At 70.8% G+C, this 15,522-nt stretch carries 14 protein-coding genes and 1 pseudogene; 14 read left to right on the top strand and 1 reads right to left on the bottom strand.

What is annotated here, in order from left to right; all coding sequences use genetic code 11:
• Positions 1 to 408 precede the first annotated feature (408 nt).
• From AC08OQ_RS03610 to AC08OQ_RS03635, 6 genes are all read left to right on the top strand, one after another.
• On the top strand, positions 409 to 1,926 hold the full coding sequence (locus AC08OQ_RS03610) for a serine/threonine-protein kinase (RefSeq protein ID WP_476599807.1): 1,518 nt from the start codon (positions 409 to 411) through the stop codon (positions 1,924 to 1,926).
• Positions 1,874 to 2,185, top strand: a complete 312-nt coding sequence (locus tag AC08OQ_RS03615) for a hypothetical protein (protein ID WP_476599805.1) — start codon at positions 1,874 to 1,876, stop codon at positions 2,183 to 2,185. Before AC08OQ_RS03610 ends, AC08OQ_RS03615 begins: the two co-directional genes overlap by 53 nt.
• Before the next feature lie 42 nt (positions 2,186 to 2,227).
• Positions 2,228 to 2,503: a hypothetical protein gene (locus AC08OQ_RS03620; RefSeq protein ID WP_462185647.1), complete on the top strand. Its 276-nt coding sequence runs from the start codon at positions 2,228 to 2,230 to the stop codon at positions 2,501 to 2,503.
• Positions 2,504 to 2,644: 141 nt separating this feature from the next.
• The gene (gene mqnC / locus AC08OQ_RS03625; protein ID WP_462185648.1) at positions 2,645 to 3,832 is read left to right on the top strand and encodes a cyclic dehypoxanthinyl futalosine synthase; all 1,188 of its coding nucleotides are present in this window, start codon (positions 2,645 to 2,647) and stop codon (positions 3,830 to 3,832) included.
• A gap of 24 nt (positions 3,833 to 3,856) precedes the next feature.
• The gene (add, locus tag AC08OQ_RS03630) at positions 3,857 to 4,939 is read left to right on the top strand and encodes an adenosine deaminase (protein ID WP_476601467.1); all 1,083 of its coding nucleotides are present in this window, start codon (positions 3,857 to 3,859) and stop codon (positions 4,937 to 4,939) included.
• 16 nt (positions 4,940 to 4,955) lie between these two features.
• On the top strand, positions 4,956 to 5,678 hold the full coding sequence (locus AC08OQ_RS03635; RefSeq protein WP_476601471.1) for a demethylmenaquinone methyltransferase: 723 nt from the start codon (positions 4,956 to 4,958) through the stop codon (positions 5,676 to 5,678).
• Between the two features lie 57 nt (positions 5,679 to 5,735).
• On the opposite strand, the gene AC08OQ_RS03640 is transcribed toward AC08OQ_RS03635, so the two are convergent.
• The gene (locus AC08OQ_RS03640) at positions 5,736 to 6,455 is read right to left on the bottom strand and encodes a dienelactone hydrolase family protein (protein ID WP_476601468.1); all 720 of its coding nucleotides are present in this window, start codon (positions 6,453 to 6,455) and stop codon (positions 5,736 to 5,738) included.
• 559 nt (positions 6,456 to 7,014) lie between these two features.
• Here AC08OQ_RS03640 and AC08OQ_RS03645 point away from each other — a divergent pair.
• The 8 genes and pseudogenes from AC08OQ_RS03645 to AC08OQ_RS03680 form a co-directional block, all read left to right on the top strand.
• The gene (locus tag AC08OQ_RS03645; protein WP_462202928.1) at positions 7,015 to 8,319 is read left to right on the top strand and encodes a geranylgeranyl reductase family protein; all 1,305 of its coding nucleotides are present in this window, start codon (positions 7,015 to 7,017) and stop codon (positions 8,317 to 8,319) included.
• 118 nt (positions 8,320 to 8,437) lie between these two features.
• Positions 8,438 to 8,800, top strand: a complete 363-nt coding sequence (locus AC08OQ_RS03650) for an NADH-quinone oxidoreductase subunit A (protein ID WP_011434998.1) — start codon at positions 8,438 to 8,440, stop codon at positions 8,798 to 8,800.
• Positions 8,791 to 9,606 (top strand): NuoB/complex I 20 kDa subunit family protein, encoded by an 816-nt coding sequence (locus tag AC08OQ_RS03655; protein WP_462185652.1) that lies wholly within the window; start codon positions 8,791 to 8,793, stop codon positions 9,604 to 9,606. The genes AC08OQ_RS03650 and AC08OQ_RS03655 overlap by 10 nt, the downstream gene beginning before the upstream one ends.
• Before the next feature lie 3 nt (positions 9,607 to 9,609).
• Complete coding sequence (locus AC08OQ_RS03660) at positions 9,610 to 10,320, top strand: NADH-quinone oxidoreductase subunit C (protein ID WP_476601469.1); 711 nt, start codon at positions 9,610 to 9,612, stop codon at positions 10,318 to 10,320.
• Between the two features lie 73 nt (positions 10,321 to 10,393).
• Positions 10,394 to 11,824: an NADH-quinone oxidoreductase subunit D gene (locus AC08OQ_RS03665; protein ID WP_476601470.1), complete on the top strand. Its 1,431-nt coding sequence runs from the start codon at positions 10,394 to 10,396 to the stop codon at positions 11,822 to 11,824.
• On the top strand, positions 11,824 to 12,606 hold the full coding sequence (gene nuoE / locus AC08OQ_RS03670) for an NADH-quinone oxidoreductase subunit NuoE (RefSeq protein ID WP_476604507.1): 783 nt from the start codon (positions 11,824 to 11,826) through the stop codon (positions 12,604 to 12,606). The genes AC08OQ_RS03665 and nuoE overlap by 1 nt, the downstream gene beginning before the upstream one ends.
• A 2-nt stretch (positions 12,607 to 12,608) precedes the next feature.
• Complete coding sequence (gene nuoF / locus AC08OQ_RS03675) at positions 12,609 to 13,940, top strand: NADH-quinone oxidoreductase subunit NuoF (RefSeq protein ID WP_476601368.1); 1,332 nt, start codon at positions 12,609 to 12,611, stop codon at positions 13,938 to 13,940.
• A 5-nt stretch (positions 13,941 to 13,945) separates the two neighbouring features.
• Positions 13,946 to 15,522: pseudogene (locus tag AC08OQ_RS03680) on the top strand (NADH-quinone oxidoreductase subunit G); the annotation flags it as partial.

Consider the following 15,522-nt stretch of genomic DNA (forward strand, 5'->3'; position numbering starts at 1 on the left):
TGGCGGCCGACCGGCGCTGTCGGGGCAGCCGGTCGGTAGCAGTGGATGTTCCCTCCCTCATCCTGCCGGAGACACGCCGCACCCGCCTTCATCCGCGGAATGGTGAGTCGTCGACCACCTGTGGTTGTCGTCGACTACCTGCGGTCCCCTCGGATACGGCTGGCGGGAACGACCGGATCCGCCGCGTCGGCTGGCGGACAACGCTCGACATCGATTTACTCGAGAGGGTTAGCGTTAGCGTGACTTCCGCGCCGTTGCGGATGCCCGTAGGGACTGGGCGACGACGGACTGTGGCGTGATGATGGGTTCGTCTCCCTGCACGGGGAGACAATTGCGGCACCGGTGACGGCTCCCAGGCCGGAACGGTACCTGGGCCGCGGCCGGAGGTATAACACGGGCGGGAGAACAGTGACGGAACGATCGGCGCGTCGGGTTTCGCCTAGTGGCGGATATCCGGCCGAGGCGCCGCATCCCGATGATCCGACCACGATCGGTGTTTACCAGGTCGTCGGTCGGCTGGGCGCGGGTGGGATGGGAACGGTGTTCCTCGCCCAGGACGCAGCCGAGAAGTTCGTTGCGATCAAGGTGATCAGGTCGGACCTCGCCGCCGACCCGGAGTTCCGGGCACGTTTCCGGGACGAGGTGGCGGCCGCTCGGCGGGTCGCGCCCTTCTGCACCGCCCAGGTCCTCGATGCCGATCCCGACGCGCGTCGTCCTTATCTGGTCACGGAGTACATCGACGGCGTCCGGCTTGATCAGGCCGTCACCGAGTCCGGTCCGCTGCCGCTGTCGACACTGCAGGGCGTGGCGTCCGCGCTCACCGCCATCCACCGGGCCGGCATCGTCCACCGGGATCTCAAACCGAGCAACGTCATGCTGTCGTACTCCGGCCCCCGGGTCATCGATTTCGGGATCGCCCGCGCGCTCGACATGACAAAGGGCCGCACCCAGACGGGTCTGGTCCTCGGCTCGGTCGGCTGGATGGGGCCCGAGCAGATGGAGGGCGCCGCGCTCGGCCCGGCGGTCGACGTCTTCGCCTGGGGACTGCTGATCGGTTACGCGGCCACCGGCGGTCACCCCTACGGCCACGGCATCTACCTGGAGATGTCGGAGAAGATCCTGACGGGTCAGCCGGACCTGCGGGCCATGCCGCCTGATCTCACGCCGATCGTCCGGTCCGCGCTCGCCCGCGACCCCCGGGACTGGCCCTCCACCGAGAACCTGCTGCTCACCCTGCTCGGCGAGCGCGGCCGGGCCGGTGACGCGCGAGACGCCGCGACCGCCCTGCTCGACGGGACCTGGCCACGGGGACGCAGTGCCGCCGCGGCTGGGGCGGTTGCGGCCGACGGGGCCGACGGGGCCGGTCGACCGGATCCGACCCACGTTGCGACCCCGTATGAACAGCGGCGCTGGTGGGAGAATGAGTCCCGGCTCCTCGGCGGCGATCGTTGGTGGAACGACTCAGCTCGCGACATGCCCCCGCTGGCCGGTCCGCCCATGCCGCCACCCGCGCTGGCACCGCCACCGGCCGCCGACCGCGCCGCGGCGGATTCGTCCAGTACGACGATGAGGCCGACGGGAACGGCCACCGATCGGGTTTCGACGATTCCGGCGAGAGGGGCCATCCGCCGCCGGCACCGGACGCCCGCCCGATGCACGGCGGCCAGCCCCGGGCGGATTCTCCGCCGGCCGGTCAGCCCTACCCGGGTCGGCCCTACGCCGGCCGTGCCGCGGAGGCGGCACCGTCCCCCAGGCGCCGGCACGGCCCCGCCCCGTGGCCCAGCAGTGGCCCCCGTCGGTGCCCGCGGGTCCCGAGCCTGTCAGGGGGCGCGGTGCGCTCTCGCCGGAGCCACGGCGTGCCCCGGCCCCGTGGGTGGCCGAGGCACGCCCGGACCGGCGCGGACGCGCGCCGGCTCCCTACGCTGAACCGGCGCCGCGACCGCGTCCCCGGTGTCGGTTCCGGCTGCGGATCCCTTTCAAGCGCACGATTCTGTTCGTCCTTGTCGTCCTGCTGCTGCTCTATGCGGCGGACCAGATCGCCTTGATGGTCGACGAACAGCGTCAGCGGTTGTGGGACAAGGTCGTCATGTCGGTCAAGGACGACACCCGTGACCAGCTCGACAGTCTGTGGAACCGGGTGAGGGACACGTTCGGCGGCTCCTCGGGCGGGTCGTCGAACGGATGACCGGCAGGCGTAAACCCCTGCCCGGATAGGTACACCGTTATTATGGCCAGTTTCTCGAACAAGATCACGGATTTCCTGCACAGCCCGAAGACCAAGGAGATGGTCAACAAGGCCAAGGCCGCGGCCAACCGGCCGGAGAACCGGGCCAAGATCAAGCAGCTCCAGGCGAAGCTCACCAGCCGCGGCCACGGTCACCACGACGCCGGTCCCGCCAGCCCGGCCGGCTCCTCGACCGCCGGTTCCTCGACCGGTGGCTACACTGACGCCACCCACGGTGGCTCCAGCCCGGCGGACCCGGGGACGCGATCCGGACACTGACCGTTCATCCCCCGCGTCGCGCCGATGGCCCCGATGGCTACCCTGGGAGGATCGCCGAAGGTGATTCGACGGAGACCCCGTACGGTGCCCGATGCCAGGGGTCCCCGCGTCGCGCCGAAGGCGCTACGCGGGGAGGGCCGTATGGATGTCGATGGCGAGATTCCGGTGGGTCAGGGCGATGGTGAGATCCGGTCCGTGCTGGACCGGGCCGCAGCCGGCGGGCGTATCTCGGCGGAGGAGGCGCTGCTCCTCTACACAAGGGCGCCGCTGCACGCGCTCGGCGGTGCGGCGGACACGGTCCGTCGGCGCCGTTTCCCCGATGGCATCGCGACGTACATCATCGACCGGAACATCAACTACACGAATGTCTGCGTGACCGCCTGCCGGTTTTGCGCCTTCTACCGCGCTCCGAAGCATGCCGAGGGCTGGGTCCGCGACGTCGAGGATATCGTCGCCAAGTGCGGGGAGGCGGTCGAGCTCGGCGCCACGCAGATCATGCTGCAGGGCGGGCACCATCCCGACTTCGGCATCGAGTGGTATGAGCGTACCTTTGCCGCCATCAAGAAGGCATATCCCCAGTTGGCATTGCACTCGCTGGGCGCCAGCGAGGTTGTGCACATCGCCCGGACGTCCGAGCTGACCTTTCCCGAGGTCATTACCCGGCTGCGGGACGCGGGCCTGGACAGCTTCGCGGGCGCGGGAGCGGAGATCCTCACCGAACGGCCCCGGCAGGCGATCGCTCCGCTGAAGGAGTCCGGTCACGCCTGGCTGTCCGTGATGGAGACCGCTCACAACCTCGGCCTGGAATCCACCGCCACCTTCATGATGGGCACGGGGGAGACGAACGCCGAGCGCATCGAACACCTGACGATGATCCGGGACGTCCAGGACCGGACCGGCGGGTTCCGTTCGTTCATCCCCTGGACCTATCAGCCGGAGAACAACCATCTCGGCGGGCGCACCCAGGCGACGACCCTGGAGTACCTCCGCCTCGTCGCGGTCGCGCGGCTGTTCTTCGACAACATCACGCATCTGCAGGGCTCCTGGCTGACCACCGGCAAGGAGGTCGGCCAGCTTACCCTGCACATGGGCGCCGACGACCTCGGCTCGGTGATGCTGGAGGAGAACGTCGTCTCCTCCGCCGGGGCGCGCCATCGCACCAACCGGGCGGAGCTGATCTCCCTGATCCGCGCGGCCGACCGCATTCCCGCGCAGCGCGACACCCGCTACCGGCACCTCGTCGTGCACCGCGACCCGGCGCAGGACCCGGTCGACGACCGGGTGGCCTCGCACTTCTCCTCCACCGCGCTGCCGCTCATCTCCGCGTAGCCGGGAGCACCATACAGTGACCGGGTGAGTGACCCCTCCGGATTCGCGGTTCCGTCCCCGACCGGGCCGAAGATCGAACTCCACGTCCATCTGGAGGGCACGGTCCGTCCCGCCACCCTGCTGGAGATGGCGCGCCGCAACTCCGAGGCGCTGCCCGCCCGCACGGTCGATGGCCTCGCGGACCTTTACCGCTTCCGCGGCTTCGACCACTTCCTGAAGGCCTGGATCCTCACCACCCACGTGATGCGGACGGAGGCCGACTTCCGCCAGGTGGTCGTCGACTACGCCGCCGAGGCGGCCCGGGCAGGCGCTGTCTACCTGGAGGGCATCTTCTCGCCCTGGTTCCGGGTCCATCGGGGGGTCCGCGTCGAGGAGATCTTCCACGGTTACGCCGACGGGGCGATCGAGGCCAGGGAGCGATACGGCGTCGAGGTGCGCCTCACCCCGGACATCGAGCGGGTGCTGCCAGTCGAGGCCGCGATGGAGGTGGCGCGGTGGGCGGTGCGGTTCGCCGATCGCGGTGTCGTCGGCATCGGGCTCGGCGGACCGGAGGTCGGTCATCCCCCCGAGCCGTTCGCGCCGGCGTTCGCCCTGGCCGCCGACGGCGGGCTCGCCGCGGTCCCGCACGCGGGGGAGACAGCGGGCCCGGTGTCCGTGCGGAGCGTGCTCGACGCGCTGGGAGCTAGGCGGATCCGGCATGGGATCCGGGCCGCCGAGGACCCCGCGCTGATGCGACGGCTGGTCGATCAGGGGATCGTGCTGGACGTCTGCCCGGTGTCCAACCTGCGGACCCGGTCGGTGGCGTCCCTCGACGATCATCCTCTGGCGGCGCTGCTGCGGGCCGGGGTCGCGTGCTCGCTCGCCACCGACGATCCCGCTATGTTCGGCACCGATCTGGAGACGGAGCACGCGGTCGCGGCGGGGCTCGGTGCCCGGGCCCGCGACCTGTACACCGCCGGGGTCGCGGGCGCGCTGTGCGACGAGCCGACCCGCGCGCGGCTGCGGCGGATCGGCGAGAGCACCGACTGGGACACCGTCGAGAGGGCCGCCCGCGACGCCTCGGCGGCGGCCTCGGCGCGGTTCGGTGGCGGGGAAGGGGCATGGTGAGTGAGGAAGGGGCATGGTGAGCAGAGCGGGACTCGACAAACGTCCGCGGGACGTCGCGTCGATGTTCGACGGGGTGGCCAACCGGTACGACCTGACCAACACCGTGCTCACCGGCGGGCTCGACCGGACCTGGCGGCGCGCCGCGGCGGACGCGCTGGACCTGCGGCCGGGCCTTCGGGGCCTCGACCTCGCCGCCGGGACGGCGACCTCGTCACGAGCCTTCGCGCTCGCCGGGACCGACGTGGTGGCCTGCGACTTCTCCCTGGGGATGCTGCGGGCCGGGCAGCGTCGGCTGGCGTCGCGGCCGTTGCCGGGGGAGACCGGGCGGATCCTGCTGACCGCCGGGGACGGGCTGCGGCTGCCGTTCCGGGACGAGACCTTCGACCGGACGACGATCTCGTTCGGTCTGCGCAACGTCGCCGACACGCTCGGCTGCCTCACCGAGCTGCGCCGGGTGACCCGTCCGGGCGGGATGCTCGTGGTGTGCGAGTTCAGCCGCCCGGTCTGGGCGCCTTGGCGGACGGTCTACGTCGAGTACCTGATGCGGGCCCTGCCAGCCGTGGCCCGCGCGGTGAGCAACAGCCCGGACTCGTACGTCTATCTCGCCGAGTCGATCCGGGCCTGGCCCGCCCAGGCGGAGCTGGCCGGCCTGCTGCGGGAAGCAGGCTGGTTCCGGGTCGGCTGGCGCAACCTCACCGGCGGCGTGGTGGCGCTGCACCGGGGTCGCGCCCCGGACTGACGGTGCTGGACCGGCCATGGTGCTGGACCGGCCGGCGCCACGGTCGGCGGGGTGGGCTCAGCCGGGAACATGCGAGTCGAACCAGGTCAGCATGCGTGACCAGGCGTCCTTCGCCGACGGGCCGTGGTAGGCGGCGGCGCGGGCGTCGTTGTGGAAGCCGTGCCCAGCCTGTGGGTAACGGACGATCTCGGTGGGCACAGACGCCTTCTGTGTCGCCGCCCGCAGGTCCTCCACCTCCGAAGTGGGGATGCTCGGATCCTGGTCGCCGTACAGACCGAGCCACGGTGCCTGCAGGCGGCCGGCGAGATCCAGCTGGGCGGGTTCCCCGAAGCGGCGCATGGTGATCCCGCCACCGTAGAAGGTGGTCGCGGCGCCGAACGGCCGGGCCACCGCCGCCTGGAAGGCGATGCTCCCGCCGAGGCAGAAGCCCACGACGGCGCAGCGGTCGATGGCGGTTCCCTCCTCGGCGAGGACGACCAGCGCGGCGTCGATGTCGGCGAGGAGGTCGGTGCCGTTGAGCTTATGGATGATCTTCACTGCGGAGGCGAGATCGTCACAGTCGAAGACGGGCGAGCCCGCGCGGTGGAACAGGCCGGGGGCGATTGCCCGCCACCCCCCGCGCGCGAACCTCGAGCAGACATCGGTGATGTGCTCGGTGAGGCCGAACGCCTCGTGGAGGACGACGACGCCGCCGCGTGCGGGACCATCGGGTTCGGCGAGCGTGGCCGGGGCGGGCCCGTCGGGGGCGGGGATGACGACGGTCTCTGCGATGGTCATCGCGTTCTCTCGTTCCCAGTCCGTGCTGCTTCGGGTGATGGTGTTCGGGTGATGGTGCATCCGCGCCGTCGGGACACCGGCGGCGACCGCGGACGAGCCACCGCGTTTCGGGTGACCTGTGGAGGGACTACCCCGCACGGGCGCTGAATCCCACCCCGGGGGGCGAATATGGGCCACCGGCGGGCGGTGGAGGCCGGCTTCGTGGTTTCTCCGTTGCGCTTCGCGCTGCGGGCGAGTGCTCCGGACCGACACCAGGCGGGTGAGCTGGCCTGATCCAGGCCGATCGGGCGGGAATTGTACCTGCCGCTCATGGTGGCGATCGACCGCCGAGCTCCGGCGGCGGGCGTCCGATGCCGCGAACTATCGCTTACAGTAGCGATAGGGTGCACGAAGTCAACTCGTCCGTTCTTCGCCGCATCCTGGTTGGTGCGGTTGGCCTGCGCAAGGCCTACACTCGCCGAGAACGCTCGTGAAGAATTTCACGAGCACACAGGTGGAGGGCTCCCGGTGGGGTGCCCCCGGGACGAGTGGTCTAGCAGATCCGGAGCAATTCGTGACCATGGCGAGGACAAGGGATGACGGTGCGGCCGGCCGGTCGAAGGCCGACGCCGACGTCATCGTGGTCGGCGCGGGTCCCGGTGGCTCCTCGGCCGCCTACCATCTCGCCAGCGCCGGGCTCGACGTGCTCCTGTTGGAGAAGACGACCTTCCCCCGCGAGAAGGTCTGTGGCGACGGGCTGACCCCGCGGGCCGTTCGCAGCCTCGTGGACATGGGTCTCGACACCTCGCCCGTGGCCGGATGGGCCCGTAACCGGGGGCTTCGCATCATCGGCGGCGGCGTCCGCCTGGAGCTGCCCTGGCCGGAGCTGGCGAGCTGGCCCGACTACGGCCTGGTCCGTCCGCGGCTTGACTTCGACGACCTGCTGGCCCGCCACGCGGTGAAGGTCGGTGCCCGGCTGCACGAGGGGACCGCCGTGACCGGTCCGCTGCTCGACGAGCGCACCGGACGGGTCGTCGGCGTGCACGCCAGGACCGGCACCGACCGAACATCTGTGACGTTCCGGGCGCCATTGGTCGTCGCGGCGGACGGTAACAGCGCCCGCATCGCGCTCGCCCTCGGTATCCGCCGCCGGGAGGACCGGCCGCTCGGGGTCGCGGTCCGCCGCTACTACCGCAGCCCCCGCACGCACGACGACTTCCTCGAGTCCCATCTGGAACTGTGGGAGGGCAGGCCGCGCGAGAGCCGGCTGCTGCCCGGCTACGGCTGGATCTTCGGGGTTGGCAACGGCACGAGCAACGTGGGCCTCGGCCTGCTGAACACCACGGACGCCTTCCAGAACACCGACTACCGGGACCTGCTGCGCCGCTGGCTCGCCGCATTGCCGCCGGAGTGGGGATACACCGAGGACAACGCCACCGGCCCGGTGCGTGGCAGCGCCCTGCCGATGGGCTTCAACCGGACCCCCCATTACCGCGACGGCGTGCTGCTGGTCGGTGACGCGGGCGGGATGGTGAATCCCTTCAACGGGGAGGGCATCGCCTACGCGCTCGAATCCGGTCGGTACGCCGCCGAGATTGCCGTGCAGGCCCTCGCCCGCCCGGATGGTCCGGCGCGGGAGCGGGCGCTCGGCCAGTACCCGGAACTCATGCGGGCCCGGTACGGGGGCTATTACACCCTGGGCCGGTTCTTCGTCCAGCTCATCGGCAATCCGACGATTATGGCGTTCGGTACCCGCTACGGGCTGCCGAGACCGGTCCTCATGCGTTTCGTTCTCAAGATCATGGCAAATCTTACCGACCCCCGGGGAGGGGATGCGATGGACCGACTGATCAACGCGATGACCCGGCTCGCTCCCGCGGCCTGACGTGTCCGAAATGGCCACTGGTTTCGCGGGCCGAGTCCGGACCGTTCGCGGTCCGTTCACCGGCGAGCCGTTTCATCCCAACGTCCGGTAACAAACTCTCGAAGGAGAGGAGTTCGGCATGCTCTCGAACTATGTGCCGATCCTCGTTCTGCTCGTGATCGCGGCCCTGTTCGCAGTTGGTTCGGTCGCGGCCGGTGCGCTGATCGGCCCGCGCCGGTTCAACCGTGCGAAGATCGACGCATACGAGTGCGGGATCGAACCCTCCCCGGCCCCGGCCGGGCCGCAGCGTTTCCCGGTGAAGTACTACAACACCGCGATGCTCTTCATCGTCTTCGACATCGAGATTATCTTCCTCTTTCCCTGGGCGGTAGCGTTCGACAGCCTGGCGGTATTCGGTCTCGGCGCGATGGCGTTGTTCATGGCGACCATTTTCGTCGCGTACGCCTACGAGTGGCGGCGTGGAGGTCTGGAATGGGACTAGAGGAGAAGCTGCCGGGCGGTGTGCTTCTTGCCAGCGTCGAGAAGCTCGCCAACTGGTCACGGCGCTCGTCGCTGTGGCCGGCGACCTTCGGGTTGGCCTGCTGCGCGATCGAGATGATGTCGACGGGAGCCGGCCGCTACGACCTGTCCCGATTCGGCATGGAGGTCTTCCGGGCCAGCCCGCGCCAGGCCGATCTCATGATCGTCGCCGGCCGGGTGAGTCAGAAGATGGCGCCGGTGCTGCGGCAGATCTACGACCAGATGCCCGAGCCCAAGTGGGTGCTGTCGATGGGTGTCTGCGCCAGCAGCGGCGGCATGTTCAACAACTACGCGATCGTGCAGGGCGTGGACCATATCGTCCCGGTCGACATGTACCTCCCCGGCTGCCCACCGCGGCCGGAGATGCTCATGGACGCCATCATCAAGCTGCACGAGAAGATCCTCGCCGGCCCGATCTCCGGCCGGATCGAGCACACGAAGATCGGTTCCTCGCCGTATCCGAAACCCATCGAGGTGGCCACCGCCCGGGCCGGTCTGCCGGCGGGCGCATTCGACACCCGGACCCTCTCGGTGAACGACCGCAAGCGCTTCTCGATCCCGGCCGGGGCGCCGGCGCCGACGGGTAGCGGGGCGGTCGAACCCGCCCTGGACACCCGCCGGCCCGCTGCCCTCGCACCGCCCTCGGTGTTCGGGCGCGCCAAGCGGCTACCGGTCGACCCCAAGCCGAGTGACGAGGCCCGGGCGCACGGGCCCGGCCCGACCACCGAGAGCATCGGCGACGTCGACGACCCGGATCGGGGGATCTAGGCAGTGAGCGACGAGAGCACAGCCCCCGCCGACCTGGTACCGGGCGCCGCCGGCGTGCCCGGCGGCCCGGGTGGGCGGCGCCGGGACGCGTTCGGCGCCGGTGACAGCGGTGACACCTCCGGGTTCGGCGGGCTTGTGACGCCCGTTCCGGCCCTGAGCTCCACCGCCCGCCCGTTCGCCGACGCCGACGCCGACGCCGTCTACGACGCGCTCGAACGTGCCTTCCCCCAGCTCGGCGACGCCGTCGAACGGGTGGTGGTGGATCGCGGGGAGCTGACCGTCCACGTGCGCCGGGAGAGCCTCGCCGCCGTCGGGCAGACCCTGCGTGACGACCCCGACCTGCGGTTCGAGCTGCTGTCCTCGCTGTCTGGCGTGGACTACCCGGACGACGTCACCGGCCGTCGCCTGCACTCGGTGGTCCACCTGACCTCGATGACGCACCGTCGCCGGGTCCGGGTCGAGGTGTCCGTCACCGACGCCGATCCCACCGTGCCGAGCCTGACCTCGGTGTGGCCCACCGCGGACTGGCACGAGCGCGAGACCTACGACATGTTCGGCATCGTCTACACGGGTCATCCGGGCCTGACCCGAATCATGATGCCGGACGACTGGATCGGGCACCCGCAGCGCAAGGACTACCCGCTGGGGGGCATCCCCGTCGACTACAAGGGTGCCACGATCCCGCCGCCGGACGAGCGCCGGAGCTATTCGTGACCCCGCGTCCGGCCCTGGCCAGCCGGCGACACCGCCAAGGCGACATCCCACGAGGCGACATCCGAGGTTCGCTATGACGCCCAACACGTCGACTTCCGCCACCACGGACGATCTGACCACCGGGGCCCCCAACGGCGCGAACGGCGTCGGCTACCCGACCGGGACCGTCGGCGGACCCGGGGAGCATCCGGCCTACGAGGCCGGCTTCACCGAGTCGGCGAGTGGGCGGGTCTACACCGTCACCGGCAGCGACTGGGAGCAGATCCTCGGCGTCGGCGAGGAGGAGAACGAGCGGATCGTCGTCAACATGGGGCCGCAGCACCCGTCGACCCACGGGGTGCTCCGCCTGGTCCTGGAGATTGAGGGCGAGACGGTTACCGAGACCCGCATCGTCATCGGCTACCTGCACACCGGCATCGAGAAGAGCTGTGAGTACCGCACCTGGACTCAGGCGGTCACCTTCCTCACCCGGGCGGACTACCTCTCGCCGCTGTTCAACGAGGCGGCCTACTGCCTGTCGGTGGAGAAGCTGCTGGGCATCACCGAGCAGGTACCCGAGCGGGCCACGGTGATCCGGGTGATGGTGATGGAGCTCCAGCGGATCGCCTCGCACCTGGTGTGGCTCGCGACCGGCGGCATGGAGCTCGGCGCCACCACCGCCATGATCTTCGGTTTCCGGGAGCGGGAGAAGGTCCTCGACCTGCTCGAGCTCATCACCGGGCTACGGATGAACCACGCCTACATCCGGCCCGGGGGCCTCGCCCAGGATCTCCCCGACGGCGCCGAGCGGGCCATCCGGGCGTTCCTCGCCGACATGCCGAAGCGGATCAGGGAGTATCACGCGCTGCTCACCGGCCAGCCGGTCTGGAAGGCTCGGATGGTCGACGTCAACGTTCTCGACGCGGCCGGCTGCATCGCGCTGGGGACCACGGGCCCGGTGCTGCGCGCCGCGGGCCTGCCGTGGGACCTGCGCAAGACCATGCCCTACTGCGGCTACGAAACCTACGAGTTCGACGTGCCGACCGCGCTGGAGGGCGACTCCTTCGCCCGCTACCTGGTGCGGCTGGAGGAGATGGGCGAGTCGCTCAAGATCGTTGAGCAGTGCCTGGACCGGCTGCGTCCCGGCCCGGTCATGGTCGCCGACAAGAAGATCGCCTGGCCGTCCCAGCTGTCTGTCGGGTCCGACGGGACGGGTAACTCACTCGCGTACATCCGGAATATCATGGGGACCTCGATGGAGGCCCTGATCCATCACTTCAAGCTGGTGACCGAGGGGTTCCGCGTCCCGGCCGGTCAGGTCTACACCCAGATCGAGTCGCCGCGCGGCGAGCTCGGCTACCACCTGGTCAGCGACGGCGGCACGAGACCCTTCCGCGTCCATGTGCGGGATCCAAGCTTCGTCAACCTGCAGGCCGTCCCGGCGCTGACCGAGGGCGGCCAGGTGGCGGACGTGATCGTCGGGGTCGCCTCGGTCGACCCGGTGCTCGGGGGAGTTGATCGTTGATGGCGTTCTCGCCGGAGACCCAGTCGGCCGCGCAGGAGATCATCGCCAGGTACCCAGCCGGCCGATCCCGTTCGGCCCTGCTCCCGCTGCTGCACCTGGTACAGGCCGAGCAGGGGTGCGTGACCGCGCAGGGCGTCGCGTTCTGCGCGGACGTGCTGGGCATCACCCGGGCCGAGGTCGGCGCGGTCGCGACCTTCTACACGATGTACAAGCGGCATCCGGTCGGGGACTACCTCGTCTCGGTCTGCACGAATCTGTCGTGCGCGCTGCTCGGTGGCGAGGACGTCTACGAGCGGGTCTCGAAGCTCCTCGGGATCGGCCATGACGAGACGACGCCGGACGGGTCGATCACCCTCGAGCACGCCGAGTGCCTCGCGGCCTGCGACTACGCACCGGTCATGACGGTGAACTACGAGTTCTACGACCAGGTCGACCCTGACTCCGCCCAGGCGATCGTCGAGGACCTGCGGGCGGGGCGGCGGCCGGCGCCGGCCCGTGGCGGTCCGCTGTGCTCGTTCGCCGAGGTCTCCCGCCAGCTTGCCGGGTTCGGCGATCCGCGGCCGGAGGGCGTCGCGGGCCCGGGGGTCGGCGAGCCGTCGGTCGTGGGTCTCCTCGTGGCCGAGGCGGCCGGCTGGAGCGCCGAGCAGGCGCCCGCGCCGCTGGTCACCCATGGTGTGGGGGCCGACGCGGCGGCGCGCCCCGCCTTACCGCCTGCCGGGCCGCCGCCCGCGGTGGTTCCGGCGCCGACGACCCCGGCCTCCTCGGAACGGAAGGGGAGCTGACAATGCCCGTCACCCCGGTCCTCACCCGGCGCTGGAACACGCCGGAGTCGTGGACGATCGAGACCTACACCCGCCTCGACGGCTACACCGCACTGCGCACCGCCCTCGCGATGGCCCCGGGTGACCTCATCAAGCTGGTGAAGGACTCCGGGCTGCGGGGGCGGGGCGGCGCCGGCTTCCCCACTGGGATGAAGTGGGGCTTCATCCCGCAGGGCGACGGCAGGCCGCACTACCTCGTCATCAACGCCGACGAGGGGGAGCCGGGCACCTGCAAGGACGCGCCGCTGATGATGGCGGACCCGCACTCGCTCATCGAGGGGATCGTCATCGCGGCCTACGCGGTGCGGGCCGGCCGGGCGTTCGTCTACCTGCGCGGCGAACTGATCCACGCGGCCCGTCGGCTGCAGGCCGCCGTGGCCGAGGCCTACCGGGCCGGCTACCTCGGCCGGGACATCCTCGGCAGCGGCTTCGACCTCGACCTCGTCGTGCACTCCGGCGCGGGCGCCTACATCTGCGGGGAGGAGACGGCACTGCTCGACTCCCTGGAGGGCCGCCGCGGCCAGCCTCGGCTGCGCCCGCCGTTCCCCGCGACGCACGGCCTGTACGCCTCCCCGACGGTGGTCAACAACGTCGAGACGATCGCGTCGGTGCCGTACATCGTGAACTACGGTGTGGACTGGTTCCGGTCGATGGGCCGGGAGCGCTCGCCGGGGCCGAAGATCTACAGCCTGTCCGGGCATGTGACCCGGCCCGGCCAGTACGAGGCCCCGATGGGCACCACCCTGCGGGAGCTGCTCGACCTGGCCGGCGGCGTGCGGGGCGGTCGTGGGCTCAAGGCGTGGACCCCGGGCGGGTCGTCCACCCCGATGCTGACCGCCGAGCACCTCGACGCGCCGCTCGACTTCGAGGGCATGCAGGAGGCCGGGTCGCTGCTCGGCACGGCCGCACTCATGATCATGGATGACACGGTCGACATGCTCAAGGTCGTCCGCCGGCTCACCCAGTTCTACGCGCACGAGTCGTGCGGCAAGTGCACTCCGTGCCGCGAGGGCACCACCTGGATGGTGCAGATCCTGTCCCGGATGGAACGGGGCCAGGGCGACGCCGAGGACGTGGACACCCTCGTCGACGCCTGCGACAACATCTTCGGCCGGGCGTTCTGCGCGCTGGCCGACGGGGCCACCTCCCCGATCGTCTCGGGGATCAAGTACTTCCGGGACGAGTTCATCCCGGTGAGTGCGGTGACCACGAAGCCGAACCCCACCCCGGGAGACGCCACGGCCGGCGACGGCTCGCCCGCGTCCGCCCCGGGTGCCTACGCGGGAGCGCACTGACCATCATGACCGTCGCCCCATCCAGGCCTCGCGCCTCAGAGCCGGCCCAGCCGGTCGCATCCGACCTCATCACCCTCACCATCGACGGGCTGTCGGTGAGCGTGCCCAAGGGCACCCTCATCATCCGCGCGGCTGAGCTGCTCGGCATCGAGATCCCGCGGTTCTGCGACCATCCGCTCCTCGACCCCGTCGGAGCCTGCCGGCAGTGCATCGTCGAGGTGGAGGGCCAGCGCAAGCCGGTCGCCTCCTGCACCACGACGGTGGCCGCCGACATGGTCGTGAAGACCCAGCTAACCTCGCCGGTCGCCCGCAAGGCCCAGGCCGGCACGCTCGAGTTCCTGCTCCTCAACCATCCGCTTGACTGCCCGATCTGCGACAAGGGCGGCGAGTGCCCGCTGCAGAACCAGTCGATGGCGAACGGCGGTGCGGTCTCCCGGTTCAAGGAGACCAAGCGGGTGTACCCGAAGCCGCTGGCGATCTCCACCGAGATCCTGCTGGACCGGGAGCGCTGCGTGCTGTGCGCCCGCTGCACCCGGTTCTCCGCCCAGATCGCCGGTGACCCGTTTATCGAGCTGTTCGAGCGAGGCGCCGCCGAGCAGGTCGCGGTGAGCGAGGGGCAGCCGTTTTCCTCCTACTTCTCCGGCAACACCGTGCAGATCTGCCCGGTGGGGGCATTGACCAGCGCCGCCTACCGTTTCCGGGCCCGGCCCTTCGACCTGGTCTCCACGCCCACGGCGTGCGAGCACTGCGCGTCGGGATGCTCCCTGCGCACCGACCACCGCCGGGGCAGGGTGACCCGTCGCCTCGCCGGCGACGACCCGGCGGTGAACGAGGAGTGGAACTGCGACAAGGGCCGGTTCGCCTTCACCTACGCGCGCGCGGCCGACCGGCTCACCACCCCGCTGATCCGCGACGACGAGACCGGGCAGCTCGTCCCGGCCTCCTGGAGCGAGGCGCTCGAGTACGCCGCGCGGGGACTGGCCGAGTGCCGGGACCGGCGCGGGGTCGGAGTGCTCACCGGCGGGCGGCTGACCCGTGAGGACGCCTACGCCTACGCGAAGTTCACCCGGGTGGCGCTGGCCAGCAACGACGTGGACTTCCGGGCCCGGCCGCACTCCGCCGAGGAGGAGCAGTTCCTCGGGTATGCCGTCGCCGGCACCGGCATCGGCGTCACCTACGCCGATCTCGAGGCCGCCCCGGCCGTGCTCCTGGTGGCCTTCGAGCCGGAGGAGGAGTCGCCCATCGTCTTCCTGCGACTACGTAAGGCCGTGGACAAGCACGGCGCGGCCGTGCACGCGCTCGCACCCCTGGCGAGCCGGGGGCTGACCAAGCTCGCCGGCACCCTCGTGCCGACGCGGCCCGGCGAGGAGGCGGCCGTCCTCGACGTGCTCGCCGCCCCCGACCGGGGCGGGCCGGAAGCACCGACCACGCAGGCCCTGCGGGCGCCGGGGGCGGTGATCCTGGTGGGCGAGCGGGCCGCGGAGTTCCCCGGGGCGCTGTCCGCGGCTGTCCGGCTGGCCGAGGCGACCGGTGCCTCGCCTGGGTTCCGCGGCGGGCCGGTGACCGCGGCGCGGTCTCGGCC

The sequence above is a fragment of the Frankia sp. CcCS3 genome, assembly GCF_977927575.1.

Excerpts from the sequence above, each read along its gene's own strand:
- AC08OQ_RS03665 (WP_476601470.1), top strand. The coding sequence starts at position 10,394 with ATGACGCCCAACACGTCGACTTCCGCCACCACGGACGATCTGACCACC.
- AC08OQ_RS03640 (WP_476601468.1), bottom strand. The coding sequence starts at position 6,455 with ATGACCATCGCAGAGACCGTCGTCATCCCCGCCCCCGACGGGCCCGCC.
- AC08OQ_RS03645 (WP_462202928.1), top strand. The coding sequence starts at position 7,015 with ATGGCGAGGACAAGGGATGACGGTGCGGCCGGCCGGTCGAAGGCCGAC.
- nuoF (WP_476601368.1), top strand. The coding sequence starts at position 12,609 with ATGCCCGTCACCCCGGTCCTCACCCGGCGCTGGAACACGCCGGAGTCG.
- AC08OQ_RS03650 (WP_011434998.1), top strand. The coding sequence starts at position 8,438 with ATGCTCTCGAACTATGTGCCGATCCTCGTTCTGCTCGTGATCGCGGCC.
- mqnC (WP_462185648.1), top strand. The coding sequence starts at position 2,645 with ATGGATGTCGATGGCGAGATTCCGGTGGGTCAGGGCGATGGTGAGATC.
- AC08OQ_RS03655 (WP_462185652.1), top strand. The coding sequence starts at position 8,791 with ATGGGACTAGAGGAGAAGCTGCCGGGCGGTGTGCTTCTTGCCAGCGTC.
- AC08OQ_RS03620 (WP_462185647.1), top strand. The coding sequence starts at position 2,228 with ATGGCCAGTTTCTCGAACAAGATCACGGATTTCCTGCACAGCCCGAAG.
- nuoE (WP_476604507.1), top strand. The coding sequence starts at position 11,824 with ATGGCGTTCTCGCCGGAGACCCAGTCGGCCGCGCAGGAGATCATCGCC.